26 protein-coding genes are annotated in these 25,533 nt (G+C 70.3%); 16 read left to right on the top strand and 10 right to left on the bottom strand.

Annotated features, from left to right (window positions below):
- Nucleotides 1-19: 19 nt before the first annotated feature.
- The 3 genes from ACFVV5_RS02530 to ACFVV5_RS02520 all read right to left on the bottom strand — a co-directional run bounded on the left by ACFVV5_RS02530 (nucleotide 20) and on the right by ACFVV5_RS02520 (nucleotide 2,473).
- Nucleotides 20-472 carry a MarR family winged helix-turn-helix transcriptional regulator gene (locus ACFVV5_RS02530; RefSeq protein WP_387238436.1) on the bottom strand — a complete coding sequence of 151 codons (453 nt, stop codon included), beginning with the start codon at nucleotides 470-472 and terminating at the stop codon, nucleotides 20-22.
- Nucleotides 473-551: 79 nt separating this feature from the next.
- A complete protein-coding gene (locus tag ACFVV5_RS02525) occupies nucleotides 552-1,838 on the bottom strand; it encodes an FAD-binding protein (protein WP_387238433.1) in 1,287 nt (428 codons plus the stop codon).
- Nucleotides 1,839-1,918: 80 nt separating this feature from the next.
- Nucleotides 1,919-2,473: a MarR family winged helix-turn-helix transcriptional regulator gene (locus tag ACFVV5_RS02520; protein WP_387238430.1), complete on the bottom strand. Its 555-nt coding sequence runs from the start codon at nucleotides 2,471-2,473 to the stop codon at nucleotides 1,919-1,921.
- A 53-nt stretch (nucleotides 2,474-2,526) separates the two neighbouring features.
- On the opposite strand from ACFVV5_RS02520, the gene ACFVV5_RS02515 reads away from it, so the two are divergent.
- The 8 genes from ACFVV5_RS02515 (at nucleotide 2,527) to ACFVV5_RS02480 (ending at nucleotide 8,980) form a co-directional block, all read left to right on the top strand.
- Nucleotides 2,527-3,324, top strand: coding sequence for a hypothetical protein (locus ACFVV5_RS02515; protein ID WP_387238427.1), 798 nt, complete (start codon nucleotides 2,527-2,529; stop codon nucleotides 3,322-3,324).
- Nucleotides 3,321-4,067, top strand: coding sequence for an SDR family NAD(P)-dependent oxidoreductase (locus tag ACFVV5_RS02510; protein WP_387238424.1), 747 nt, complete (start codon nucleotides 3,321-3,323; stop codon nucleotides 4,065-4,067). The genes ACFVV5_RS02515 and ACFVV5_RS02510 overlap by 4 nt, the downstream gene beginning before the upstream one ends.
- Before the next feature lie 167 nt (nucleotides 4,068-4,234).
- On the top strand, nucleotides 4,235-5,146 hold the full coding sequence (locus tag ACFVV5_RS02505; RefSeq protein ID WP_387238421.1) for a phosphoribosylaminoimidazolesuccinocarboxamide synthase: 912 nt from the start codon (nucleotides 4,235-4,237) through the stop codon (nucleotides 5,144-5,146).
- A gap of 242 nt (nucleotides 5,147-5,388) precedes the next feature.
- A complete protein-coding gene (locus ACFVV5_RS02500) occupies nucleotides 5,389-6,084 on the top strand; it encodes a hypothetical protein (protein WP_387238814.1) in 696 nt (231 codons plus the stop codon).
- 64 nt (nucleotides 6,085-6,148) lie between these two features.
- Nucleotides 6,149-6,469, top strand: a complete 321-nt coding sequence (locus ACFVV5_RS02495) for a hypothetical protein (RefSeq protein WP_387238418.1) — start codon at nucleotides 6,149-6,151, stop codon at nucleotides 6,467-6,469.
- Nucleotides 6,469-7,638 (top strand): low temperature requirement protein A, encoded by a 1,170-nt coding sequence (locus ACFVV5_RS02490; protein WP_387238415.1) that lies wholly within the window; start codon nucleotides 6,469-6,471, stop codon nucleotides 7,636-7,638. Before ACFVV5_RS02495 ends, ACFVV5_RS02490 begins: the two co-directional genes overlap by 1 nt.
- A gap of 23 nt (nucleotides 7,639-7,661) precedes the next feature.
- Nucleotides 7,662-8,351: an RraA family protein gene (locus ACFVV5_RS02485; RefSeq protein ID WP_387238412.1), complete on the top strand. Its 690-nt coding sequence runs from the start codon at nucleotides 7,662-7,664 to the stop codon at nucleotides 8,349-8,351.
- A 41-nt stretch (nucleotides 8,352-8,392) separates the two neighbouring features.
- Nucleotides 8,393-8,980 (top strand): TetR/AcrR family transcriptional regulator, encoded by a 588-nt coding sequence (locus ACFVV5_RS02480; protein WP_387238409.1) that lies wholly within the window; start codon nucleotides 8,393-8,395, stop codon nucleotides 8,978-8,980.
- A gap of 26 nt (nucleotides 8,981-9,006) precedes the next feature.
- On the opposite strand, the gene ACFVV5_RS02475 is transcribed toward ACFVV5_RS02480, so the two are convergent.
- Nucleotides 9,007-10,317, bottom strand: a complete 1,311-nt coding sequence (locus ACFVV5_RS02475; RefSeq protein ID WP_387238406.1) for an LCP family protein — start codon at nucleotides 10,315-10,317, stop codon at nucleotides 9,007-9,009.
- A 93-nt stretch (nucleotides 10,318-10,410) separates the two neighbouring features.
- Here ACFVV5_RS02475 and ACFVV5_RS02470 point away from each other — a divergent pair, with 93 nt between their 5' ends.
- Complete coding sequence (locus tag ACFVV5_RS02470) at nucleotides 10,411-11,367, top strand: VOC family protein (RefSeq protein ID WP_387238811.1); 957 nt, start codon at nucleotides 10,411-10,413, stop codon at nucleotides 11,365-11,367.
- Nucleotides 11,368-11,549: 182 nt separating this feature from the next.
- Here the strand turns inward: ACFVV5_RS02470 and ACFVV5_RS02465 are convergent, their stop codons facing one another.
- The 5 genes from ACFVV5_RS02465 to ACFVV5_RS02445 all read right to left on the bottom strand — a co-directional run bounded on the left by ACFVV5_RS02465 (nucleotide 11,550) and on the right by ACFVV5_RS02445 (nucleotide 16,748).
- The gene (locus tag ACFVV5_RS02465) at nucleotides 11,550-13,295 is read right to left on the bottom strand and encodes a DHA2 family efflux MFS transporter permease subunit (protein ID WP_387238403.1); all 1,746 of its coding nucleotides are present in this window, start codon (nucleotides 13,293-13,295) and stop codon (nucleotides 11,550-11,552) included.
- Nucleotides 13,280-13,891 carry a PadR family transcriptional regulator gene (locus ACFVV5_RS02460; protein ID WP_387238400.1) on the bottom strand — a complete coding sequence of 204 codons (612 nt, stop codon included), beginning with the start codon at nucleotides 13,889-13,891 and terminating at the stop codon, nucleotides 13,280-13,282. The genes ACFVV5_RS02465 and ACFVV5_RS02460 overlap by 16 nt, the downstream gene beginning before the upstream one ends.
- A 45-nt stretch (nucleotides 13,892-13,936) precedes the next feature.
- Nucleotides 13,937-14,554, bottom strand: coding sequence for a uracil-DNA glycosylase (locus ACFVV5_RS02455; RefSeq protein ID WP_387238397.1), 618 nt, complete (start codon nucleotides 14,552-14,554; stop codon nucleotides 13,937-13,939).
- A 71-nt stretch (nucleotides 14,555-14,625) separates the two neighbouring features.
- A complete protein-coding gene (locus ACFVV5_RS02450; protein WP_387238394.1) occupies nucleotides 14,626-15,801 on the bottom strand; it encodes an alcohol dehydrogenase catalytic domain-containing protein in 1,176 nt (391 codons plus the stop codon).
- Entirely contained in the window at nucleotides 15,798-16,748 is a 951-nt protein-coding gene (locus ACFVV5_RS02445) for an HAD family hydrolase (protein ID WP_387238391.1), read from the bottom strand. Before ACFVV5_RS02445 ends, ACFVV5_RS02450 begins: the two co-directional genes overlap by 4 nt.
- Before the next feature lie 188 nt (nucleotides 16,749-16,936).
- Here ACFVV5_RS02445 and kynA point away from each other — a divergent pair, with 188 nt between their 5' ends.
- The 6 genes from kynA (at nucleotide 16,937) to purQ (ending at nucleotide 22,030) form a co-directional block, all read left to right on the top strand.
- Nucleotides 16,937-17,797, top strand: coding sequence for a tryptophan 2,3-dioxygenase (gene kynA, locus ACFVV5_RS02440; RefSeq protein WP_387238388.1), 861 nt, complete (start codon nucleotides 16,937-16,939; stop codon nucleotides 17,795-17,797).
- Complete coding sequence (locus ACFVV5_RS02435; protein WP_387238385.1) at nucleotides 17,794-18,825, top strand: amidohydrolase family protein; 1,032 nt, start codon at nucleotides 17,794-17,796, stop codon at nucleotides 18,823-18,825. Before kynA ends, ACFVV5_RS02435 begins: the two co-directional genes overlap by 4 nt.
- The gene (locus ACFVV5_RS02430) at nucleotides 18,822-20,123 is read left to right on the top strand and encodes a kynureninase (RefSeq protein ID WP_387238382.1); all 1,302 of its coding nucleotides are present in this window, start codon (nucleotides 18,822-18,824) and stop codon (nucleotides 20,121-20,123) included. Before ACFVV5_RS02435 ends, ACFVV5_RS02430 begins: the two co-directional genes overlap by 4 nt.
- Entirely contained in the window at nucleotides 20,116-20,925 is an 810-nt protein-coding gene (locus ACFVV5_RS02425) for a PaaX family transcriptional regulator C-terminal domain-containing protein (protein ID WP_387238378.1), read from the top strand. The genes ACFVV5_RS02430 and ACFVV5_RS02425 overlap by 8 nt, the downstream gene beginning before the upstream one ends.
- A 131-nt stretch (nucleotides 20,926-21,056) precedes the next feature.
- Nucleotides 21,057-21,332 (top strand): phosphoribosylformylglycinamidine synthase subunit PurS, encoded by a 276-nt coding sequence (gene purS, locus ACFVV5_RS02420; RefSeq protein WP_387238375.1) that lies wholly within the window; start codon nucleotides 21,057-21,059, stop codon nucleotides 21,330-21,332.
- Entirely contained in the window at nucleotides 21,332-22,030 is a 699-nt protein-coding gene (purQ, locus tag ACFVV5_RS02415) for a phosphoribosylformylglycinamidine synthase subunit PurQ (protein WP_387238372.1), read from the top strand. Before purS ends, purQ begins: the two co-directional genes overlap by 1 nt.
- A gap of 115 nt (nucleotides 22,031-22,145) precedes the next feature.
- Here the strand turns inward: purQ and ACFVV5_RS02410 are convergent, their stop codons facing one another.
- On the bottom strand, nucleotides 22,146-22,961 hold the full coding sequence (locus ACFVV5_RS02410) for a hypothetical protein (RefSeq protein ID WP_387238369.1): 816 nt from the start codon (nucleotides 22,959-22,961) through the stop codon (nucleotides 22,146-22,148).
- 93 nt (nucleotides 22,962-23,054) lie between these two features.
- Between ACFVV5_RS02410 and purL the strand changes: the two genes are divergently transcribed.
- Nucleotides 23,055-25,382 carry a phosphoribosylformylglycinamidine synthase subunit PurL gene (purL, locus tag ACFVV5_RS02405; RefSeq protein WP_387238366.1) on the top strand — a complete coding sequence of 776 codons (2,328 nt, stop codon included), beginning with the start codon at nucleotides 23,055-23,057 and terminating at the stop codon, nucleotides 25,380-25,382.
- Nucleotides 25,383-25,533 lie beyond the last annotated feature (151 nt).

The following is a 25,533-nucleotide window of genomic DNA, read 5'->3' as shown; positions in this document are numbered from 1 at the left end:
TGCCGGGGCCGGGGCCGGATCAGGCGGCGGCGATCCGTTTCAGCAGGGCGACACCGGTGGCGAGTTCGCGCTGCTCCTCCGGCGTGAGGGCGGAGCGGATGGTGCGGAAGAGCCAGTCCTCCTTCGCCGCCCGGTGGGCGTGGAGTTCTCCGCGGAATCGGTCCGTCAGCGTGAGGAGCGTCTGCCGGCCGTCGGTGGGGTGGGGCATCCCGGTGATGTAGCCCGCCTCCTGCAATGACGCGACGGTGCTCCCCATGGACTGCGGCCGCACCCCTTCGGCCTTCGCCAGCGAGGTGACTGTCGCTGGACCCCCGCTGTCGAGCCGCGCGAGGACCGCCGACTGCGACGGGGTGAAGTCGCCTGCGTCGCCGGTCTCGCGCATCCGTCGTCGGAGGCGGGCGACGACGACGCGCAGGTCGGTGGCCACGGCCGCGGTCTCCGAGGCGTCGGGAGCTTCGAGGTGGTCGGTCATGGGACGATCCTACGCCTTACGAAGGCAAACTACCAAGTTTGCCTTCGTATCTCGAACGCTGGGCTCCAGCGGTCAGCACTCAGCCGAGCAGGCGGTCCACGAACGCGTTGCGGAACACGCCTCTCGGGTCGTGGGCGGCGACGAGTTCACGGAAGTCCCCGAGTCGCGGATAGAGACCCGGAACGACGCCGTCGCGATCGGCGTAGACCTTGCCCCAGTGAGGACGAGCGCCGAGCGGAAGCAGAGCATCCTCCAGCGCGGGCAGAATCGCCTCGACTCTCGCCTGGTCGCGGAACCAGGTGAAGTGCAGTCCGACCACGTCGGTGCCCTGCGCCGACGACAGCCAGAGCTCATCGGCCGCGACCGTGCGGATCTCGCTGATCTGCAGCAGCGGCGCCACCAGCGGGCCGAGCCGCCGCACGGCCTCGATCGCCTCGACGGCACGAGCACGTGGGACCAGGTACTCCGACTGGATCTCCTCGCCGTTCGACGGGGTGAACTCGAAGCGGAAGTGCGCGAGTCGCTCGCTCCACGGGCCGAGCACACCGAGCTGCTCGGTGGTGTTGCGGACATCCATCGTCCGGATCATGTGCCGCGGGACGGTGAGCGCTTTCGCCCCGAAGAGGTCGTCGCCGATGTCGGTCGGCTGATCCGCACGCTCTTTGAGCCAGGCGAGGCTCACGGCGTCCTCGTCCCAGGTGGTGAAGAGCGAGACACTGTAGGCGGCCGAGGTGACGTCGTCGAGACGGCCGAGCACCGCATCCCACGGCAGGTTCTCGAACAGGCGCTGGCCGACGTCGAAGGTCGGCTCGATGTCGAGGGTCACTTCGGTGACCACGCCGAGCGCTCCCAACGAGACCACGGCGCCGTCGAACCCGCCCTCGCCGCGCACCAGGTCGACCAGTTCGCCGTCGGCCCGCAGGATGCGCAGCCCGCGCACCGCCGCAGCGAGGTTGCCGTTGCGGTCCCCCGACCCGTGGGTGGCGGTGGCGATCGCACCCGCGATCGAGATGTGCGGCAGGGAGGCAAGATTGTGCAGAGCCCAGCCCGACTCCTGCAGCTCGCGCGCGAGGTCGCCGTAGCGGGCGCCGCCGCCGACGGTGACCGTGCGCGACTCCTCGTCGATCCGCACGGTCGAGGGCAGGCCCGCCGTGCTCACGAGCAGTTCGGCGTCGTCGGCCAGGTCGTTGAAGGAGTGCCGGCTTCCGAGCGCACGCACGGAGCTCGCACCGACGACCAGGTCGCGGAGTTCCACCGTCGACTCCGGATGCGCGATGCGCGCCGCCCGGTACTCGTAGTTCCCTGCCCAGTTGCGCTCGCCCACCATGGTCTCCTTCGAACCTCTCGTCGGCTCAGTCTCGCACATGGTGTGAACGTGAACATTCGAGCTCGCCCGGGTGGAGAACGTTCGATCGGGTGCCCCTTTCGAGCACCGGCCAGGCGAATTCAGCGCCGCGGAGGCGAAGCCACCGAGCCGACCGCGCCGGCGTCGCGCTCGTCGCCGGCGTCTCGCTCGTCGCTGGCGTCGCGATATCCCGGATGCCCGTCCGGGCCGAGCCCCGCGCCGGCGGCGAGTTTGGCGAGGAGCCGCGACAGGGCGGCACTCTCGGCGTCGTCGAGCGCGGACAGCACGTCCCCCTGATGCTCTTCGGCGACCGAGCGCAGTCGTGCGAGCAGCGCCGCTCCCGCAGCCGTGAGCTGCAGTTCGTAGTTGCGCCTGTCATTGGCGCTTCGGGAACGCTCCACCAGCCCGCGGCGTTCGAGGTCGTCGACGAGGGCCACCAACCTGCTCGGCACCGTGCCGAGTCGGGTGGCGAGTTCGCGCTGACTGATGCCCGGGCTGCGGCCGAGCACGCGCAGAGCGCCGGCATCCCGTGGGCTGAGACCGAGGTCGGCAACGCGTGCCGCGAAGAGGTCGGCCGCATGCGCTCCGAGCTGCGTGAGCAGGAAGGCGGTTCGCGGGCTCGGCCGTTCGGGTCGGGGAGCGGGTGCGTCGGTCACGGGTTCAGAATACCCCTTGCAAGGAACGATTACAAAGTGTAATCATTACGACTATGAACGCTACATCTTTCGAGCGCCGGCCGGGGCGGCGGCCGAGCGGCCCGCACCTCGGCATCCTCGCCATCGTCTCGGCGGTCCTCTTCGCCCTCGCACTGATCCTCGGAACCGCCCTCGCCGGCGGCACCGGCTTCGTCTCTCCGTTCGCCGGCCGCGACGCCGTCGCCGCCTACGCCCAAGCCGACTGGGCGGGCATCCGGGTGTCGGCGATGCTGCAGTTCGGGTCCGCCGTTCCGCTCGGCATCTTCGCGGCGACGGCCTACGCGCGGCTCCGTCAGCTCGGCGTGCGCGTCCCCGGCCCGGCGATCGGCCTGTTCGGCGGCCTCACCGCCTCCCTCATGCTGATGATCTCGTCGCTCGCCACCTACGCGCTGAGCCGCCCCGAGGTCACCGCCGACGCCTCCGTCGCGCTCGCCCTCTCGTTCCTCGCCTTCGCGACAGGGGGCGTCGGCTACGTCACCGGCATGGGTCTGCTGCTCGCCGGGATCGCCGTGCCCTCCCTCATCCTGCGCCTGATGCCGCGCTGGGTGTCGTGGACGGGGCTCGTGATCGCCGCCCTGGCCGAGCTCAGCTTTCTCTCGCTGGCCATCGAACCGCTGCAGTTCCTCCTCCCGATCGGACGGTTCGGCGGCATGCTCTGGCTGATCGTCGCGGGCTTCCTGCTCCCGACGGACCGGCGCGACGTTCGCGACCGCGACGCATCCGGGGCCGGGAGCGGCGCAGGCAGCGGCGCAGGCACCGACGCAGGCAGCAGCGCAGGCAGGGGCGCAGGCACCGAGCGGGCCGACGCATGAGCGGCGGGCGAGGTGCGTTCGTGCTCGGCGCGAACGGACTCATCGGCAACGCGATCTGCCGGATGCTCGCAGCCGACGGCTACACCGTGATTCCTGCGGGCCGGAACGCCGAAGCGTTGAGCCGGCTGCGTGACGAGCTGCGTGCATCCGGTGCCGAGTGCGCCGAGCCGATCGCCCTCGACGCCACCGACGACGGCGCGCTCGAACGCGCCATCGCGGCGGCGGCCGACTCCGGCCTGGCGGTCGCCGTGAACAACGTCGGGCGCGGGCATCGGCCGGCGCCGCTCGCCGAGACCGACCTGGCGGAGTTCGACGCGATCGTCGCGGTGACGTTCCGCAGCGTCGCCGTCGCCATGCGGGCCGAGCTTCGGGCGATGCGCGCGGGCGGGGACCCGGGGGCGATCGTCAATGTCGCGTCGAGCGCGGGCATCGGCGGCGCGCCGGGCATGTCGGCGTACTCGGCCTCCAAGCACGCGGTGATCGGGCTGACCAAGACGGCCGCGATCGACGAGGCGCGGCACGGCATCCGGGTGAATGCGGTCGCCCCCGGGCCGATCGAGTCCGGGCCGATCATGGCTCAGGATGCGGCGGTGCGCACGCAGGTCGGCCAGTACATGCCGATGGGCAGGATGGGCACAGCCGAGGAGGTCGCCGAGGCGGTCCGCTGGCTCGCGTCGCCGGCGTCGTCGTATGTCACGGGCACCGTGATCGCGGTGGACGGCGGAAAGTCGGCCGTCGTCTGACGCGGGTTCGCCGTCGAGTCCGTGAGGATTCCGCGTTCCGTGGCCGCGGAGGCGGATTCGTCCCGGACTCGATCGCTGAGCGAGGTGCGCGGGCAGGCCGCGGCGCGGGCGGGTCGCGGCGGCGGATCGCTGGCCGGCTCTGCGCGGCCGACCCGTACGATGGACGCGTGACTTCCTCCCCTGCCTTGCCCAGCTGGTCGCACGCGTACTCAGGAAAAGTGCGCGACCTCTACGTTCCCGAGGCCGCGACCGGGCTCGACGACACCGATGCCGTGCTCGTCGTGGCGAGCGACCGGGTGAGCGCCTTCGACCACGTGCTCGAGCCGGGCATCCCGGGCAAGGGCGAACTGCTCACCACGCTGAGCCTGTGGTGGTTCGACCAGCTCAGCGAAGTGCCCAACCACCTCATCCCCGACCACCGGCTGGTGGGCGACCGGGTGGTCGAAGAGATCCCGGATGCCGTGGCCGGCCGCTCCATGCTGGTGAAGCCGCTCGACATGTTCCCGATCGAGTGCGTCGTCCGCGGCTACCTCACGGGGAGCGGCTGGACCGAGTACCAGGAGACGCGGAGTGTGTGCGGCGTGGAGCTGCCCGCCGGCCTGCAGAACGGCGACCGGCTGCCCGAGCCGATCTACACGCCGGCCTGGAAGGCCCCGCTCGGCGAGCACGACGAGAACATCAGTTTCGAACGCACTGTCGAGCTGGTCGGCGCTCGCGTCGCGGAGGAGCTTCGACGCCTGTCGCTGCTCGTCTACCGTCGCGGCGCCGAGATCGCGGAGAAGCGCGGCGTGATCATCGCCGACACCAAGTTCGAGTTCGGCGCCGACCGCGCCACGGGCGAGATCACGCTCGCCGACGAGGTGCTGACCAGCGACTCCAGCCGGTACTGGGATGCGGGGGTCTACGCGACCGCTTCCACCCCGGCCGACCGGATGGCCAGCTTCGACAAGCAGATCGTCCGCGACTGGCTCGCCGCCAACTGGGACAAGTCCGGCACGCCTCCCGAGCTCCCGGCCGCGATCGTCGAGCGCACGGCCGCCCGCTACCGCGAACTGCTGGAGCGCCTCACCGGCGGCTGACCGGCGGCTGACCGGCCGTCCGCCGCGCTGTCGGCAACTCCGGAGATCCGGCTCCTTTCGCGCCGACTCCGCCGTCGCTACTGGCTTTCGCCCGGCGCGCCGTCCCCATTCTCCGGAGTTGGTGACGCCACCCCTTCTCAACACAGCCCGTGCACAGCCGCTCACGCCAGACTCTTTCTGTACGAACTCGAAGATTCGCCCGGATCGACGCATCCGCGGCACACCCGATCGGAGTGAGCACCATGGGATTCCTCGACCGCCTTCTGGGTCGCGAAGAGCCGCAGTCCGCCGCGCCTCGACAGAGCGCCCCGGCGCCCGGCAACCCGCAGCACAGCGACGACGAGATCGCCGTCGAGCGTTACCGCTACCTCCTTCGCACCGCTCCGCCCGAGACGATCGAGCAGGTGCACGAAGAAGCCTTCGCCAAGCTGACCCCCGAACAGCGCCGGCTCGTCTTCACGCAGCTCAGCGAGAACGCCCCGGCCGGCGAGCAGCCCCGCAGCGACGATCCGCGTTCGCTCGCCCAGGCCGCCACGCGCTCGGAGATCCGCCAGCCCGGGACCCTCGAGCGCTCGCTCGGCGGCGGCGGAGGCGCCGGCGGCATCGGCTTCGGCGGGATGTTCGCCAGCTCGCTGCTCGGAAGCGTGGCCGGCTACGTGATCGGCTCCGCGATCGTGAGCTCCTTCCTCCCCGACCCGGTCGACCAGCAGGCGGCCGGCGCCGACAACTCCGACGGCTCGGGCGGAGACAACTCCGACGGCTCCGGCGGCGACGGCTCCGGCGGCGGCGACGCCGGCAGCGGCGACGTTTCCAGTGCAGACGGCGGCGGCTGGGACTCCGGAACAGCATCCGCAGACGGCGGCGGCTGGGGCGGCGGCGACTTCGGCGGCGGCGGCGGCGGAGACTTCGGCGGCGGCGGCGACTTCGGCGGCTTCTAGCCGACCCCGCTTCGCTCGCTGAGCATCCTTGTGCTCCGGATGCGCACGCTGGAACATGGCACCCATGGATGCCGACGCTTGTTTCGACGACCTGGTCGCACGGTTCCTCCAGCACCCCGGAGTGACGCCGCCGAGCCCGGGACGCGGCTTCGGCTCGAGCGCCCTGCGCGTCGACGGCAGGATCTTCGCGATGCTCGTGCGCGGACGCCTGGTCGTGAAGCTTCCGGCCTCGCGCGTCGATGAGCTGGTCGCATCCGAGGAGGGCGAGCGTTTCGACGCGAACAAGGGCACGCCGATGAGGGAGTGGCTCGCGCTCGACCCGGCGTCCTCCGTTCCGTGGGACGCCGTGGCGACGGACGCACTGACGTTCGTGCGGGCGCGCTGATGGCCGAGTCCGACCGGGATCCGTCGCGGGTGCACTGGATGGAGTTGTTCTTCGACCTCATCTTCGTCGCGCTCGTCGGCCAGCTCGCTCACGACCTCAGTCACGGACCGTCGTTCGGCTCCTTGGCGTTGTTCTTCGCCCTCTTCGCGTCCGTGTGGTGGTCGTGGGTCAATCTGACGTTCGCCGTGAACGTGATGCCCGAGTTGAGCCGGCGCACGCTGGCCCTGGTGATGCTCGTGTCGATGTTCGCCGTGGGCGCGATCGCCGTCGCCGCGCCGGACGCCACCGGCGACCGGGCCTGGCTGTTCGCGGCGGGCAACGCGCTCCTGCGCCTCGTGCTGCTCGCTCTGTGGATCCACCGGTCGTGGGGGGCCGGCCCGGCGTCGCGCGTGCGGGTGATCGTCTACAACGGGGTGACCGCAGCATTGTGGCTTGCGTCGATCTGGGTTCCGCAGCCCGCGTCGTTCGTGCTGTGGGCCGTCGCCATCGTCGTCGAGATCACCCTGTTCGTGGTCAGCCTGTCGGGTTGGTCGGGCGACGTCCTCGGCAGACTCAACGTCGAGCACCTCTCGGAGCGCTTCGGGCTGCTCGTGATCATTGTGCTCGGCGAGTCCGTCCTGTCGGTCGTCGCCGCGCTCGACCTCGCCTGGACCGTCGCGTCCGGCGTCACCGCCGCACTGGGCCTGGTGATCGCATCCCTCCTGGCGTGGTCGTTCTTCTTCTACGGCGCGGATGCGATGGTCACCGGACTCGAGCGGCTGCGGGAGGCAGGAGACGTCCGCGCCATTCGCGACACCGTCGCCTTCCTGCCGTTCCTGCTGGTGTCCGGTGTGACCGTGATAGCGGGCGCCCTGTCGGTCGCTATCGCGCATCCGGACGAACCTCTGCCCGCAGTGTCGGCTGCTTCCCTCGGGGGTGGGATCGCTCTCTTCTTCGCGACCAACGCCGTGATCTCGCGGCGGTTCGGCGACCCGTGGCAGATTGTGCTCCGCTGGGCGGTTCCGGCCATTGGTCTTCCCGTCGCTCTCGTCTTCGCCGCTCTGGCGCTACCCGCGGCGGCGAGTGTCGCGGCCGCGGTCGTGATCCTCGGCATCGTCATCGGCTCGGCCGAACTCGGGGTGCGGCGACGCACCGACACACCTCATGCGCGACGGCACGAGCACGCGTAGACGGTCAGCAGTAGGTTCGAGGCATGATCGACCTCAGCATCCCCCGCCCGACGGCGCCGCTGGCCGACGCGGCGGTGCGCCTCGGCATCCGGATCGGCATCGCACCGGTCGCGCTCGTCCCGCTGCTGCCCGGAAGGGCGTTCGCCGGCCCGGCCGCACCGGTCACCCACCTCGGCAGTGTCGACGTGCTCCTCGAGACCATCGACGACGCCCCACCCGGCGCGGTCCTCGTCGTCGACAACGGGGGCCGCCACGACGAGGCGTGCGTCGGCGACCTCATGCTGCTCGAGGCCGCCATGGCCGGCATGCGCGGCGCGGTGATCTGGGGCCGCCACCGGGACACGGCGCAGCTGCGTGAGATCGGGCTGCCGCTGTTCAGCCTCGGCGCGCATCCGTTCGGGCCACGCCGCGTGCCCCCCGCGGGACGCGCGATGCGCAGCGCCTTCCTCGACGGGGTGCCGGTGACGGGCGACGACTGGATCGTCGCGGACGACGACGGCGTGCTCGTGATCGGGCCGGAGCGACGCGACGAACTCGTGGAGGTCGCGGCGCGCATCCAGACGGTCGAGGGAGCGCAGTCCGACCGGATGCGCGGCGGAGCGTCCCTGCGACGGCAGCTCGACTTCGCCGAGTATCGCCGCCGCCAGGCGCTCGACCCCGAGCTGACCCTGCGGCGCTACCTGCAGGACACCGGCGGGGCGATCGAGACCTGAGGCGCGGACCCGCCCTAACACACTCGTTCTAGGCTGAGACCGTGCGAACGAACGAAACCGCGGACGAGCGCCGGCGACGGATCGGCGAAGCAGTCTGGCGCATCGTGCGGCGCGACGGCATCAACGCGGTCAGCACGCGTTCGGTCGCCACGGAGGCCGGAATGGTGCTCGGGTCGCTGCGGCACTACTTTCCGCGTCAATCCGACGTGATCGCATTCGCCATGCAGCTCGTCGCCGACCGCTCGAGCGAGCGCATCCGCGGCATTGTCGCCTTGGCCGGCGACGAGGGTCCGGATGCTCAGCAGCTGATCGAGCAGTACCTGCCGTTCGACGTGGAACGGCGCGAGGAGATGGAGGTCTGGCTCGTCTTCGCCGGAGCCGCGGTCTCCGATCCCTCGCTCGCGACGGTGAAGCGCGACTCGGACGCGACGATGCTCGCCGTCATCCGGCGGGTCGTGGCGGCGCGATCGCCCTCGGGGACTCCGGCGTCCGAGCTCGACCGGGCGGCCGGGCGGTTGCGCGCCCTGATCGACGGGATGGCCGCGCATCTCGTCGGACCGTATCCGGCACTCGAACCCGACGAGGCGAGCGCGATCGTCTCCGAGGAGCTTCGCCGCCTCGGGAGCTGAGGGCGCGAGAGGTGCGTGCGGGCGGGCTAGTCGCTGAACGGCTTGGTGCAGGTGACCTGACCGGCGGTCTGGCCGTGCACCTCCGACGGCAGCGCGACCGGGTCGCCCGCCGGCGCCGCTGGTGCCGCGCTCGAAGGGGTCGGGGCCGGAACGGTGGACGTCTGCGGGGCCGGAGGCTGGGTCGCGGGAACCTGCGCGGGCGGGTTCGCCACAGGTGCGTTGGGGTCGGCCTCCGAACCGACTCCTGTGTCACCGGTCAGCGAGATCGGCTTGTCGGCCATGAGGGCGGTCAGCAGGGCATCCGCTGCATCGGTGGTCGGCTCGACGCCGCCCCCGCCCTGGACATAATGGTTCGGGTACTGCACGAAGACGACCTTGTTGAGGTCGATGTTGCGCAGCGCGGCCGCCATCGATGCGATCGTGGTCATGTTGCTGAGGCTCTCGGAGAGCTTGATGTTCTTGACCGCAGCCTTGGCCAGGCCGTACACCTTGACCGGGTTCGACAACGTGTCGGAGCTCTTGATCGTGCGAACCAGCGAGGAGAGGAACACCTGCTGGCTGCTGATGCGGCCGAGGTCCGAGCCGTCGCCGACACCGTGACGGGAGCGCAGGAACGCCAGCGCCTGGGAGCCCTGCAGAGTGTTCTGGCCGGCCTTGATGTTGAGCCCGGTGTTGTCGTCCCTGATGTCGCCGGTCACACAGACGGGCACGCCGCCGACCGCGTTCGACATCTCGATGACCCCGTCGAACTCGATCAGTCCGGCATAGGGAATGGTCAGCCCGGTCAGTTTCTCGACCGTGAGGACCGTGCAGGCGAGCCCGCCATAGCTGAGCGTGTTGTTGATCTTCTGCCGGCTCATCGCGTCGTAGCTGCCCTTGCCGTCCTCCATCGGGCACGACGGGATGGGCACGAACATGTCACGCGGGAAGCTCACGACGGTGGCGTTCTGGTGGTCGGCGGAGACGTGCAGCAGCATCGTCACATCGTTGAGCACTTCGCCGCGATCCCCGTACGCCGCATTGCCGCCACCGCTGTCGCTGCCGGCGAGGAGAACATTGAACGCACCGCCGATGGCGCCGACCTGCGGCACCGGATCCATCGGCTTGCCTTTGGCGTCGACCAGCACCACCGACGGTTTGGCACTCGACGCGACGTTCAGCACGGCGTACGCGGTGACCGACAGGCTGCTCACGACGGCGACGCCGACGACGGCGGCGATGATCTTGAGGACGAAGCGGATGGGGTGGTGCTGTTTCAGCCGCCCGTGCCGAGCGATGCCGGGCCCGGCAGGACTTCGCTGGGCGCGCGCCGCTGCACGCGTGGACGGATCGCTCATCGTTTCCCCTTCACGACGGACTCCCAGCCCTGGGATCGTCAGCCTGCTTCACAGTACAGGTCGCTGAGCCTGCTCTGAAATTTATGCGTGCGCATGCGTGTTGAACTGTTCATGAACGAGTTCCTGCCTGCCGATTCCGCCATGGGCGCCGTCACTCTGCGCGTCGCAGACCTCGACGGGATGACCGCCTACTACCGCGATGCCGTCACGCTCGACGTTCTCGCCCAGTACGGCGACCAGGTGATCCTGGGACGGGGTGCCACGCCGATCGTGATCCTGCAGCATGCGCCCGAACTGCGCCACGCGTCGCCGCACGAGGCCGGCCTGTTCCACACGGCGATCCTGTTCGACAGCGAAGAGGCCCTTGCCGCCGCGATCTACTCGGTCGCGACCCGTGCCCCGGGGACGTTCACCGGCAGCGCCGACCACCTCGTGAGCAAGGCCTTCTACTTCACCGACCCCGAAGGCAACGGCGTGGAACTGTACTGGGACCGCGACCGCACGCAGTGGAGCTGGACCCACGGCCAGGTCGAGATGGCGACTCTGTACCTCGACCCCAACGAGTTCCTCAGCGAGCACCTCACGGATCGGGGTGCTGCCCTGGCCGGGGTTTCCGCTTCTGACGCGGGCGCCGGTTCGGGGGCGGCGCGGTTCGGCACGGCGGTCGTCGGTCACGTTCACCTCTCGGTGGGCGATGTCGCCTCCGCCCGCGCGTTCTACGTCGACCGGCTGGGGTTCGAGACCACCGCGGAGCTCGGCACGCAGGCACTGTTCGTCAGCGCCGGCGGGTACCACCACCACATGGCGATGAACACCTGGAACAGTCGCGGCGCCGGGCGCCGGCGACTCGCTCTCGGCCTCGGGCAGGTCGAGATCCACGTGCCGACGGTCGACGACCTGGGCGAGCTGGCCGAACGGATGCGCCACTACGGCATCGATGCCCGCGACGACGGCCGCTCGGTCACGTTCGACGACCCGTGGGCGAATGTCGTGCGAGCGGTGCCGGCGGACGCGGTCTCCGCGGAGGCGTCGGCGACCGCAGAGGTTTGAGCAACTCCTGAATTCAGGAGAATCGCGCACCCCGCGGCCGCCGGCTCCTGAATAAAGGAGCCGACGGCATCCGGCGTCGCACCTCTCCTGAATTCAGGAACGCGGGTTGCGGCCGGTGCGAGAAACGAACGACGGAGATCCCGGCCGGAAGCGGCCGGGATCTCCGTCGTTGAGCGCTGAGACTAGTCCGCAGCGGTGGTGGGCCCCGCGTGAAGGCCGTGCGGCGGCACCTCGTCGGGAGCCAGGTCGGTGGCCGCCGGGACATCGGCGGCGTGCGAGCCGTGCGGCACCGCATCCACCGGCACCGGAGCCGCGTGCGACCCGTGGGTCGCCACGCCCGCTCCAACCGGCTCGCCGGCCGCACCAGCGGACGCACCCGCACCTGCGCCAGCACCGGCACCAGCGCCGACGCCGACCGGAACACCCGCAGCCTTCGGCGCATTCGGACCCCAGGCCGGCGGCTTCGGCTTCTGCCAGAACGCGACGATGATCGCGCCGAGGAACGCCACGGCGGCCGGGAGCAGCAGCGACTCCGACATCGCCTGCGTGAAGCCGGCGTGCAGGAACTCGGGGAGCTCGGTTCCGCCGGTCACGGCTCCCGCACTGCCGGAGCCTGCGGGAGGCGTCGGCAGGTCCGCCGCGAGACGACCGGAGATCAGTGCCGCGATCGAGGCCGAACCGAGGACCGCGCCGACCTGACGGGTCGTGTTGAACACGCCGGAGCCTGCGCCCGCCTGGTTCATGGGCAGGTTGCGGGTCGCCGTCGTGGAGATCGGGCCCCACACCCCCGACATCGCAATGCCGAGGAGCGCGCTCGGGGCGAGCAGCCACCAGATCGAGACATCCGGAGTCAGCAGACGCGAATACCAGAACAGCGAGAGCGCGAACAGCACGAGACCGGTCGTCGCGAAGTAGCGCGGGTTGATGCGGTCGATGGCCTTGCCGACGAACGGCGCGAGCACACCCGAGAACACCGCCATCGGGGCGAGCATCAGAGCCGACTCGGTCGGGGTGAGACCGCGGACGGTCTGGAAGTAGAACACCAGCGGCAGCGCCATGCAGGTCACGGCGAAGCCGACCGTCGTGATCGCACCGTTCGAGAGTGAGAAGTTGCGGTCGCGGAACAGCTGCAACGGCAGCAGGGGCTCCTTCTTGTTGAACGCCTGCCACACGACGAAGGCGATCAGCACGACGATGCCCGAGATGATGAGACCCCAGACCGTGATCGGACCGACGATGACGCCCCAGTCGTAGGTGCCGCCCTCCTGGATGCCGAACACCAGCAGGAACATGCCAACGGCGCTCAGGATGACCCCGAGGATGTCGAAGCTGTGCGAGTGCGTCGGCAGCTTGGGGACGAGGCGCATCGCGAGGATGAACGCGACGACGCCGACCGGCACGTTGATGAAGAAGATCCACTCCCAGCCGAGACCGTCGACGAGGATGCCGCCGAGCAGCGGGCCGATGAGCGTGGCGACACCGGCGACCGCGCCCCACAGTCCCATCGCCGCACCACGGCGGTCGGGCGGGAAGATGCGCGTGATGACGGCCATCGTCTGGGGCGTCATCAGGGATGCACCCAGACCCTGGACGACGCGGGCCGCGATGAGCATCGCGATGCCGCCCCCGGGCAGCACGCCGGAGAACCCGCACCATGCGGAGGCGAGCGTGAAGATCACGAGGCCGATGAGGTAGAGGTTCTTGGGACCGAAGCGGTCACCGAGCCGGCCGGTGATCAGCAGCGGCACGGCGTAGGCGAGGAGGTAGGCGCTCGTCACCCAGATGACGGCGTTGTAGTCGGTGCCGAGGTCGAGGCCCTTCATGATCGCGGGATTCGCCACCGACACGATGGTCGTGTCGATGAGGATCATGAAGAACCCGATGACGAGCGCCCACAGCGCCGGCCACGGCTTCAATTCTTTTTCCATGTGTCTTTTCTCTCTAAGGGGTGCTTCTCCTCGGACCAGGACAGTACGCCTGATTCGAGCTCGTCGATGAGGGATTCCAGCCAGTTCGCTTCGACCTGGCTGAGGTCCCGGGTGTATTGCACGTCGATCCAGTACTTGCGCGGCAGCTGTTTCGCCTCGATGCTCCGGATGCCCTGCTCGAGGTCCTCGAGGTCGGCGCGCACCAGCTCCACACGCTGGCGCAGGAGCCGGATGACGGTCTCGACCGGCAGGTTGTGCGCCTGCCCCAGGCCGAGCGGGAACTCGGGGTACTCGTTGGACGGCGTCCCGAGGATGCCGGCGATCCGCTCGCTCAGTGCGAGTGTGCCCTGTTCGGTTATCTCGTACGTGGTGCGCTCCGGCCGGTTGCCTTCGCGTTCTGTGCCCGTGGCCCGCACCAGGCCCTGCCCGGCGAGTCGGTCGACCGTGTGGTACAGCGAGCCGGGCCGGACCTTGACGACGCGGTCTTCGGAGCGCTGCACGAGCGTCTGGTACATCTCGTAGGGGTGCATCGGCCGCTCGGCGAGCAGCGCGAGCGCAGCGACGCCGAGTGGCGTGAGGGTGGTGGTGGGGGGCATGGCTGATTATTCCACTTGGAATATACGGCGCGGACTAGCCTGCTGTCAATCGGAAGTTTCCCGATTCAGCGCGGCGAGCTGCTCGGCGAAGAGGCGAGCGCCACCCTGTGCGGGATGGCGAACAGCGGGGGCCTCGACCCCTTCGGCCGCCAGGGCGCCCTGTGCTTTGCGCCCGACGGCCACCACCGTTTCGATGCCGAACGCGCGGGCGAGCTCGAGCGCCACAGGAGTGCCGGCGCGCACCTCGCCCGGGCGCGGGGTGCGGTTCGTGCACGGGTCGCCGGCGACGAACGGGTGGTGCGGGTAGATCGGCCAGGCGAGCGGCAGCGGTCCGCGCCAGGCCGCGAGCGCGGACCAGACCGCCGCGCTCGACGCCTCCCAGGGCGCCGCCGGCTCCGGCGGCAGCTCGAGCCCCTCGAAGAGCCCGGCGCGTACCTCGCGAACCGAGACGAACGGGATGCCCGTGACGGTCATCCCGCGCCACCCCGGAGCCTCGGCCAGGAGGAGCACCCGTGGGCCGGACTCGGCGATCGCGTGGAAGTATCGCCGCAGGTTGCGCCCGCGCATCCTGCCGAGATCGTCGCTGCCGTACAGGTATTCGGCGTCGGCAGGCGCGGGCACCTCCGCCAGGAGTTCGAAGAATCGGTCCGTCGCTGGTCTCATCGTCCCAGCATCGCTCGTCCGTGCATCCGGAGCACTCGCCGTCCCGTGCGAGTGTGCGCGCAGCGGGCGGTTCAGCAGGGCTTCACGGCGACGCGCGCGAAGGCGCCGGTGGCGGCTGCGGCGAGCGCTGCATCCGCGTCGGCGAGCGCGAACGTCTGCCCCACCTGCTCGGCGAACGGATACAGGGTCCAGGCGTCGGCGAGAAAGCGCACGGCCCCCTCGAGATGCCGCGGAGCGTAGTCCTGCACACCGCGCACAGTCAGCAGGCGACGAACGAGCTGCTCGGGGTCGACGACCAGCTCGGGGCCGGGCGACATCGATCCCACGAGGACGAGCGCGCCGCCCACGTCGATCGCCGCGAGCAGCGAGCGGGCTGCCTCCGCGGCTCCCGACAGTTCGAGGGCGATGGTCGGCGCCGCTCCTCTGCCGCCCGCCCGCCCGAGCGCGGCAGCGAGGCCGAGGCCCGAGTCCGGCGCGACGCGGGGGTCGGAGACGGCGGCGGCCCCGAACGTCAGGGCGGCGTCTCGGCGTGCCGGGTCCGGATCGCTCGCGACCACCCGCGCGCCCGCCTCGGTCGCCATCGCGATCGCCGTCAGCCCGCGCATCCCGAGCCCGGCGACGACGACGAGTGCGCCCTCCAGCGGAGTGATCGCCGAGGCGGCCTCCAGCGCGGCCACGACCGTCGCCGTCGCACAGGAGGCGGGCGCGAGCACCCGAGCCGGGATGTCGTCGGGCACCGCGACCATCGGGGTCCCGTCGAGGATGTGGACGTGTGTGGCGAATCCGCCCGACAGCTCCCAGCCGCGGCGCATCCGCTCGTGGCCGTACTGCTGCAGGTGCACGCATCTCTGGGGGAGGCCGTGACGGCACCGGGCGCAGCGGCCGCACGGCACCCCCACCGACCATACGACACGTTCGCCGAGCGAGATGCGATGCCCGTCCGTCGACTTGGCGCCGCCGCGTCCGAGCGCCACGACGCGCCCGACCTGCTCGTGCCCCAGGACGAGCGGGGCCGGCGCCTCCCGATGCCCGGCCAGCGTGCGCACATCGGACTCGCACACGGTCGCCAGCTCGATCTCCACCAGCGCGTCACCCGGCGAGAGTCGCACCCCCGGAACGGCTACGGCCTCATGGTGGTGCCTTTGGCCCGGCCACACCATCGCCGTCGCCGACGGGTACACGCTCACGCCCTTGCCCGCGCGCGCCGGTGGCTCGACGACGCGCGGAGTGACGGCCCTGACGGTCACCGCTCGTCGTTCGCTGGGGTTGCGTCGTCGAGGTCTTCGTCGTCCAGGTCGGAGTCGTCGCGCTCGTCGTCGTCGAGGTCGGCGTCGTCCAGGTCGGCTTCATCCGAGTCGGCGTCGTCCAGGTCGGCCTCGTCCACATCGAAACCGAGCAGCTCGGCGAGGTCGGCGATGCTCGGGATGACCGCGTCCGCCCCGGCGTCGAGCAGCGTGTCCTCGTCATCCGCCCCGCTCAGGACGCCGACCACGAGGCCCGCACCGGCGGCGATGCCCGAGGCGATGTCGCTCGCGGTGTCGCCGACGACCACCATGCCCTCGACGCTGGACGTGCCCGTGCGCAGGAGCGCGGTCAAGGGGAGGTCGGGGTACGGACGCCCACGGCCGGCTTCTGCCGCGCTGAGAGTCAGGTCGGCAAGGCCGTGCCAGCCGAGCTGGTCGAGAAGGACGTCTTGGGTGGCCCGCGAGAGGCTTGTGGTCATGGCGACCTTCACGCCGGCGGCACGCAGTCGCAGAATCAGCTGTTCGGCGCCTGGAACGGCGCTGACGCCCTCTTCGGTCGCGAGCTCGGAGTAGGCGCTCTCGAACGCGGCGTTGGCGTGCTGAGCCTGGTCTTCGTCGTCGGCGAGGTCGCGGAAGACCGAGATCTTGGGCAGGCCCGCCGTCAGGCGCACGTAGTCGATCGCGTCCTCCCAGTCGTCGGGAGTCTCGCCGATTCCCGCGGCCTGCAGCGCCCGCTCGACGGCGCGCTCTACCAGCCCGTCATCGACGATGACGGTTCCGGCCAGGTCGAGCACGACGAGTTCGAGGTCGGCGTCGAGATCGTCGGCGAACTCGTCGTCGCCGAGCTGATCGTCGGCGAGTTCGTTGCCGTTCTCCCAGTACTCGTAGCTGCGACGATCGTCGACGGCATCCGTCTCGGTGGTGAGCGTCGTGAAGCTGGACGGTTCCATCGAAGACCTCCCGTGAGTGCGCGAGCAGCGGCGCTGCGAACGACGTTCCGCAAGGCTACGTTCGCGGGACGACGGATGCGGCAACCCGAGGTTACGGGAGGGTTAACGCTCCGCCTCCGGAGCGACTCCGCACCTGAGACCGACGCCTCCTTGTTGCACTTTCGTGACGCCCGGCGCAGAATTGCAGCATGGCCGTCGACGACAACACGCGCGAGTTCGATCCCGACATAGTCACCGACTTCAGGAAACGCATGTCGTACGGGTCGTACCTCGACCTCGAGACCCTCCTGAGCGCGCAGAAACCGGTGAGCATCCCGGAGCATCATGACGAACTGCTGTTCATCATCCAGCACCAGACCACAGAATTGTGGCTCAAGCTGGTGCTCCACGAACTCGAGTCGGCTCGCGATCTGCTGCGCGCCGACCAGCTTCCGCCCGCGCTCAAACGCATCGCCCGGGTGAAGCACATCCAGAGGACCCTCACCGAGCAGTGGTCGGTGCTGGCCACGCTCACGCCGACCGAATACGCCGAGTTCCGCGGCTTCCTCGGCAACTCGTCGGGGTTCCAGTCGTACCAGTACCGGGCCGTCGAGTTCGTGCTGGGCAACAAGAACCGCCGCATGCTCAGCGTGTTCGAGAACGATCCAGCGGCGCACGCGCTGCTCGCCGGACTGCTCGAGGCTCCGAGCATCTATGACGAGTTCTTGCGCTACCTGGCGCGCGCCGGCTTCGCGATCCCCGAAAGCGTGCTCGAGCGCGACGTGACCGAGGCGTACACGTTCACGCCGGAGCTCGTCCCCGTGTTCCAGGGCATCTACGAGCACGCCTCCGATCACTGGGCGGAATACGAGGCCTGCGAAGAGCTCGTCGACCTGGAGGACAACTTCCAGCTCTGGCGTTTCCGTCATCTCAAGACCGTGCAGCGCACCATCGGCATGAAGACGGGCACCGGCGGATCGACCGGCGTCTCCTTTCTGCAGAAGGCCCTCGAGCTCACGTTCTTTCCGGAGCTCTTCGCCGTGCGCACCGAGATCGGCGCGCCGCAGTGACGATCGGCTTCGACGCCGCCTGGGACGGCGAGCGCTTTCGAGGCCACACCGTCTTCGCGATCGAGCAGGGGATGCTCCGCCCTGTCGACGAGGAGAGGGCCGACCGCGAACTCGGCGGCGCTCTCATCCCGCACCTGACCGATCACCACACGCACCTGGGTCTCACCGACCCAGCCGAGCTGTTCGCCAACGGAATCACCGACGCGGTCGACCTCGGCTGGATCCCTGAGGTAGCCTCCGGCTGGCTGATCGATGCGCCCGGGCATCCGGCGGTGCAGATTGCGGGTGCCCTGCTCACTGCGCCGGGCGGATATCCGATCAACGCGGGCTGGGCTCCTCCGGGGTCGTCGGCCGAGGTCGGCAGTGCGGATGAGGGGGAGGAAGCGGTTCGTGGACAACTCATACGGGGAGCCTCGCGGATCAAGGTCACGCTGAACACCGACGCGGGGCCAACTGTGGATAACCTGACGCTCAGCGCGATTGTGGAGGCGGCTCATTCGGCGGGGGTCCCCGTGACCGTGCACGTGCAGGGAACGGGCCAGACCGCTCGAGCGATCGACGCGGGCATCGACCAGCTCGCCCACACGCCGTTCAGCGAACGGGTGGACGACGGCACGATCCTCCGAGCCGTCGCGGCCGGCATGACCTGGGTCTCGACCCTCGACATCCACGGGTGGGGCCGGCCGTCGCCGGAGTTCGCCGTGGCCGTCGACAACCTGCGCCGATTCGCCCGGGCGGGCGGCCGCGTGCTGTACGGGACCGATCTCGGCAACGGCCCGCTCGCGAACGGCGTGAACGCCAGGGAACTCACCGGCATCGCCGCCGCCGGACTCGGCGGGGACGCACTCGTCCGCACCATCGCCGGGGACGCCCCTCTCGGCGACGTCGGTCCCCGCTTCGCCTGGATCCCCACTCCGCCGCCCGCGCCCGAGGACGACCCCACGGGCGATCCCGCCGCATCCGGGTTGCCCGCCTGGCTCGCCACGGCGCGCGGCCTCACCACCACCATCCCGGGAGGACTCGCATGACCGACCACCACGCCGCCGCAACCGCCGACGCCGCCGCAACAGCCGCCGCAACCGCAAACGCCGCCGGCCACCTCTCAGCAGCACGCGCCGCCGACGCGGCCGACCCGCTCGCCGCCTTCCGCACCCGCTTCGCCGGGATCGACGACGGCACGAGCGACGTCGTCGCCTACCTCGACGGCAACTCTCTGGGCAGGCCGACCCGCGCCGGCATCGACCGCATCCAGCGCTTCCTCGTCGAGGGCTGGGGAGGCCGGCTGATCCGCGGCTGGGACGAGCAGTGGATGGAGCTGCCGTTCACGATCGGCGACTCCCTGGCCGACACCGTGCTCGGCGCAGCCCACGGCCAGGCGTTCATCGGCGACTCGACCACGGTCCTCCTGTACAAGCTGGCGCGCGCGGCGGTGGATGCCCGTCCCGGCCGCTCCGAGATCGTGATCGACACCGACAACTTCCCCACGGACCGGTACGTGGTCGACGGCATCGCCCGCGAGCGCGGCCTGACCCTGCGCTGGATCGAGGCGGACACCGAGGCGGGTGTCACGCCCGAACAGGTGGCCGAAGCGGTCGGCCCGCAGACGGCGCTCGTGCTGCTCAGCCACGTCTCCTACCGGTCCGGCTTCCTCGCCGACGTCCCCGCGATCACGCGGATCGCCCACGACGCCGGGGCCCTCGTGCTCTGGGACCTGTGTCATTCGGCCGGCTCGGTGCCGATGAAGCTGGACGCCTGGGGGGTCGACCTCGCGGTCGGCTGCACCTACAAGTACCTCAACGGCGGCCCCGGCTCCCCGGCCTTCGGCTACGTGCGAGCGGACCTGCAGCAGGAGCTGACGCAGCCGATCCAGGGCTGGATGGGCGTGGCGGACGTGTTCCGGATGGGGCCGGAGTTCGAGCCGGCGGCCGGCGTTCGGCGCTTCGTCAGCGGCACTCCGGCGATCGTCGGGATGCTCGCCATGCAGGACACGATCGCGATGATCGCCGAATGCGGCATCGAGGCCGTGCGCGCGAAGTCGGTCGCACTCACCGAGTTCGCGATCTCCCTCAGCGACGACCTGCTGAGCCCGCTCGGGGTGACCGTCGCCAGTCCGCGCGACCCGGAGCGGCGCGGCGGACACGTGACGGTGAACCACCCCGCCATGCAGGACGTGACCGCTCTGCTGTGGGAGCGCGACGTCATCCCCGACTTCCGCGACCCGAACGGCCTCCGGATCGGCCTCTCGCCGTTGAGCACCAGCTTCGAGGAGACGTACCGGGGTGTGGCGGCGATCCGCGACGCGCTCCGCGACCTCGCACATGACTGACCGGGAGGACCTCGAAGCACGGACCGGGAGCTCGACCGCGCTCCTGCGGACCGTGGTGGGCAGCGTGCTGCGGCCACTCGGGGGCTGGATGACCGCATCCGGTGCCGTCGACCTGCTCGGCGCCCTCGACGTCCCCGCCAGCACCGCGCGATCGAGTCTCGCCCGCCTCTGCGCGGGCGGAGTGCTGGTGCGCGAACCTCGGGTCGGCGTCGCCGGCTACGCGCTCGACCCGGCCGCGCTACCGATGCTCGAACGGGGCGACCGCCGCATCTTCGGCCGGCGCCCGGCCGACGCCGACGGCTGGTGCCTCGTCTCGTTCTCGATCCCCGAACGGCAGCGCGACCGCCGGCACCAGCTGCGTCGGCGGCTCGCGGCGCTCGGCTGCGGAACGGTCGCCGACGGACTCTGGATCGCGCCGCGACAGCTCGAGGACGAGGTCGACCGGATGCTCGCGGAGCTGGGCCTGCAGTCCGAGACGGTGCTCTTCACGGATGCCCGGACCCGCGGTTCGCTCTCGGGAGCACTGGAGCGATGGTACGACCTCGACCGCATCCGTGCCGCGCACGACGGTTTCCTCCGGCAGTTCGGCGACGCCGCTGCTCCGTCCGACGACCGGGGCGCGTTCGCCCAGTGGATCCGTGTGCTCGACGAGTGGCGCGTGATCCCGTACCTCGATCCGGGTCTCCCGGCTGCGGCGCTGCCCGCCGACTGGCCGGCCACGGCGAGCTCCGCCCTCTTCGCGGCGCTGCGCTCCTCGCTCGAGCCGCGCGCCGTCGCGCACGCGCGCCGCTCCGCGCTCTGACGGCGGTCGCGCATCCGTGCTCGTCTCGCGATCGCACCGCTGCGCGCACAGGCGGGGGGTGCGCGACACGGCGGCTTCGCAGGCCCGGTAGAATCGAGGCATCCCCGACCCTTGCGAAGGTGAGTGAAGCATTGCCAACGATCGTTGTCGAAGTCATGCCGAAGGCCGAGCTGCTCGATCCGCAGGGTAAGGCCGTCGCCGGCGCCCTCGCGCGCACGGGCAAGAGCCAGTTCAGCAGTGTCCGCGTGGGAAAACGTTTCGAGCTGACCGTCGAGGGCCCCATCGACGACGCCACACGCGCTGCCGTCGAGCAGATCGCGAACGATGTGCTCTCGAACTCCGTGATCGAAGACGTCGTCGGCATCCACTACCCGTCGGAGGCCCTCGCGAACGGAGCCGGCGCCTGATGCGAATCGGCGTCGTCACCTTCCCCGGCTCGCTCGACGACCGCGACGCCCTGCGCGCCATCCGTCGCGCCGGCGCCGATCCCGTCGCCCTCTGGCACGGCGACCACGACCTCCAGGGCGTCGACGCTCTGGTCCTCCCCGGCGGCTTCAGCTACGGCGACTACCTGCGCGCCGGCGCCATCGCCAGCCTCTCGCCTATCATGACCGAGGTCATCGACGCGGCCGGCAAGGGGATGCCCGTGCTCGGCATCTGCAACGGCTTCCAGATGCTCGCCGAGGCCCACCTCGTGTCGGGCGGCCTGATCCGCAACGATCACGGAAACTTCATCCGCCGCGACCAGCACCTGCGCGTCGAGAACACCGACACCCCCTGGACCAGCGGGTTCGAGGCCGGCCAGGAGATCGTCATCCCTCTCAAGAACGGCGAGGGCGGCTTCATCGCCTCCGCCGAAGAGCTGAACCGTCTGGAGGGCGAGGGCCTGGTGGCGTTCCGCTACGAGGGCATCAACCCCAACGGCTCGCTCAACGACATCGCCGGCGTTCGCAACGAGCGCGGCAACGTCGTCGGTCTGATGCCGCATCCGGAGCACGCGGTCGAGCCCGGCTTCGGCCCCGACACTCCGGCCGCGATGCGTTCCGGCGTCGACGGCCTCACCTTCTTCACGTCGGTCATCCGCGCGACCCTCGTCGCCGCCTAGCCGCCGCCGTGCGGGCCGCAGCCAAGCCCGCACGCGCATCCGGATCGCCCATCACGTCAGCACGCGCAGCGCACCCGCCTTAATTCAGGAGCGGCGCCGGCGACAAGACCCCCACCTACCGGTAGTCGACACTGAGATTGAGGCGAGTGTCCCGCTCCAGACCGGAGTCGCGCCGCACCTGAGGGTTCAGGTACAGCAGCTGATTGAGCGTGATCCCGAACCGCCTCGCCACGGCCCCCGGGTTGTCGTTCCCCCACACCTCGTAGCTCGCCGGACGTCCCCGGTAGTCGGTGACCCTCCCGCGCGCATAGTCGGCCGGCCCGGAGTCGACGAGCCTCAGCCCGGGGTAGAAGTCCGGCACGGTCCAGGTGAGCGGGGCCGCCGCGACGACCGTCCCACCCTCATGCACGACCTCCAGACTGTTGAAGTAGGAGAGATCGCCGCGATCCCGCCGGCCCTCGGTGTCGATACGGAAAGCGGTGTCTCCCCCGGCGCCGTAGACCACCCCGAGCGGCAGGTCGACGGCCGGAACGGTCGGCGCCCCGGCCGATGGACCGAAGCGATCGACGCTGAGCGCGATCGTGACCCCCGACTCGTCGCTCGTGCTGAATCCGGTCAGCTCCACGTCGAGCTTCAGATCCGACGCGACCCGTACAGTGACGGCTCCGGATGCACGCCCCGTGACATCCTGGAACGATCCGGTCGCCAGCACGGTGTTCGCGGGCGGGAGGTACTCGAACTGATCGTCGAGCGGCACGGGCGTGGGTGTCGGTGTCGGTGTCGTATCCGACCCGACGCGCGCGGCCGGTCCGTGAGCGGCGGTCGGCGCGGGCGGCGGGGAGTCCGTGCATCCGCACAACAGCCCTCCGGCCACCAGCAACGTCGCTGCGAGCGCCGCTCGCCCACCCCCGAGACCCAGGCGTTTCACCATGAGCCACAGCTTGGCGGACCAGGCGAGCAGGCGCAATCAACGCCGGTAGACTGAAACCCTCCCCGGCATCCACGAATCTTGGAGAGTGCCAGCGTGACCGAAGCCCCCACCACCGTGACCGCGCACGTCGTCGACACCGTCGCCAGCGCACAGGCGACGCCCGAGAGGGAGCAGCCCTACGGGGCGCTCGGCCTCAAAGACGACGAGTATGCGCGAATCCGCGAGATCCTCGGCCGCCGGCCCACCAGCGGCGAGCTCGCGATGTACTCGGTGATGTGGTCGGAGCACTGCTCCTACAAGTCGTCCAAGATCTACCTGCGCCAGTTCGGCCAGAAGGTCAGCCCGGCGATGAAGAAGAACCTCATGGTCGGTATGGGGGAGAACGCGGGCGTGGTCGACGTCGGCGAAGGCTGGGCGGTCACCTTCAAGGTCGAGTCGCACAACCACCCCTCCTACATCGAGCCGTTCCAGGGAGCGGCGACCGGGGTCGGCGGCATCGTGCGCGACATCATCTCGATGGGCGCGCGCCCGGTGGCCGTCATGGACCAGCTGCGCTTCGGCGCCATCGACCACCCCGACACGGCGCGCGTAGTGCACGGCGTCGTCTCCGGCATCTCGTTCTACGGCAACTGCCTGGGCCTGCCCAACATCGGCGGCGAAACCTACTTCGACCCGATCTACCAGGGCAACCCGCTCGTCAACGCCCTCTCGGTCGGCGTGCTCCGCCACGAAGACCTTCACCTCGCCAACGCCTCGGGCACCGGCAACAAGGTCGTGCTGTTCGGCGCCCGCACCGGCGGGGACGGCATCGGCGGCGCGAGCATCCTGGCCTCTGACACGTTCTCCGCGGGCGGCCCGACGAAGCGCCCGGCCGTGCAGGTCGGCGACCCGTTCGCCGAGAAGGTGCTCATCGAGTGCTGCCTCGAGCTGTTCCGCGACAAGCTGGTCGAGGGCATCCAGGATCTCGGCGCAGCCGGCATCTCCTGCGCCACCAGCGAGCTGGCCTCCAACGGCGATGGCGGCATGTTCATCGAGCTCGAGAAGGTGCTGCTGCGCGACCCGAACCTCACGGCCGAGGAGATCCTCATGTCCGAGAGCCAGGAGCGCATGATGGCCGTCGTCAAGCCGGAGCTGCTCGACGCCTTCCTCGCCGTCACGGCCAAGTGGGATGTCGAGACCAGCGTGCTCGGCGAGGTCACCGACACCGGCCGGCTGATCATCAACTGGCACGGCGAAGAGATCGTGAACGTCGAGCCCCGCACCGTCGCCGTCGACGGCCCGGTGTACGAGCGTCCCGTGGCCTACCCGGCCTGGATCGACGCCCTGCAGGCCGACAGTGCCTCGCGTCTGGCCCGCCCCACCGGTGGGGACGAGCTGCGCGACCAGTTCCTTGCGCTTCTCGGCAGCGCCAATCTGGCCGACAAGGGGTGGATCACCGACCAGTACGACTACTTCGTCGGCGGCAACACAGCCCTCGCGTTCCCCGACGACGCCGGCATGGTCCGGGTCGATGAGGAGAGCGGGCTCGGCTTCGCGATCGCGACCGACGCGAACGGCCGCTTCTGCCAGCTCGACCCGAAGCAGGGCGCCAAGCTGGCGCTCGCCGAGGCCTACCGCAACGTCGCCGCCACCGGCGCGGTGCCCGCGGCCGTCACCGACTGCCTCAACTTCGGCAGCCCCGAGAACCCCGAGGTCATGTGGCAGTTCTCGCAGGCCGTCGAAGGGCTGTCGGATGCCTGCCTCGAGCTCGAGATCCCGGTGACGGGCGGCAACGTCTCCTTCTACAACCAGACGGGTTCGACGCCGATCTTCCCGACCCCTGTGGTGGGCGTGCTCGGCGTGATCGACGACGTCGCTCGGCGCATCCCGAGCGGTTGGCAGGACGAAGGCGACAACATCTACCTTCTCGGTGTCACCCGCGAGGAACTCGACGGCTCCGCCTGGGCAGGCACCGTGCACGGTCACCTCGGGGGGCGCCCGCCCTCGGTCGACCTCGATCGCGAGCGCGACCTCGCCGGGCTGCTCCACGCGGCCTCCATCGAGAGCCTCGTCGCCTCGGCCCACGACCTCTCCGACGGCGGCCTCGCTCAGGCCCTGGCCGAGTGCGTCATGCGTTTCGGTGTCGGCGCGCGCGTCTGGCTGACCGAGATCATGGAGCGCGACGCCGTGGATGCGGCCACAGCCCTCTTCAGCGAGTCGACCGGGCGCGTGCTGGTGTCCGTGCCCCGCGAAGACGACGTGAAGTTCCGCGGACTCTGCGAAGGGCGCGACTTCCCGGTCCTCCGCATCGGGGTCACGGACGCCGAGGTCGGCACCCAGCCGGTCCTCGAGGTGCAGGACCTCTTCACGGTCGGCCTCGAGGAACTGCGCGGCACCCACCGCTCTACGCTCCCCGAGCACTTCGGCCCGGTCGTCGCGTAACGCTCCTGCAGGGCTGGGCAGTCGGTAACTCCGGAGAATCCGCCCGACACGCCGCCTGCGATCGGCCTTTCCCGCTCGATCGACGGCGTGTCGTCCGAATCCTCCGGAGTTGCTGACGCGTGGCAGCGCTCACCGGCCACCGCGAGCACTT

Origin of the sequence: Leifsonia sp. NPDC058248 (assembly GCF_042881905.1) — a bacterium.
In the GTDB taxonomy this organism is placed as follows: Bacteria; Actinomycetota; Actinomycetes; order Actinomycetales; family Microbacteriaceae; genus Leifsonia.
This window is presented reverse-complemented; position numbering and strand designations above follow the sequence as displayed.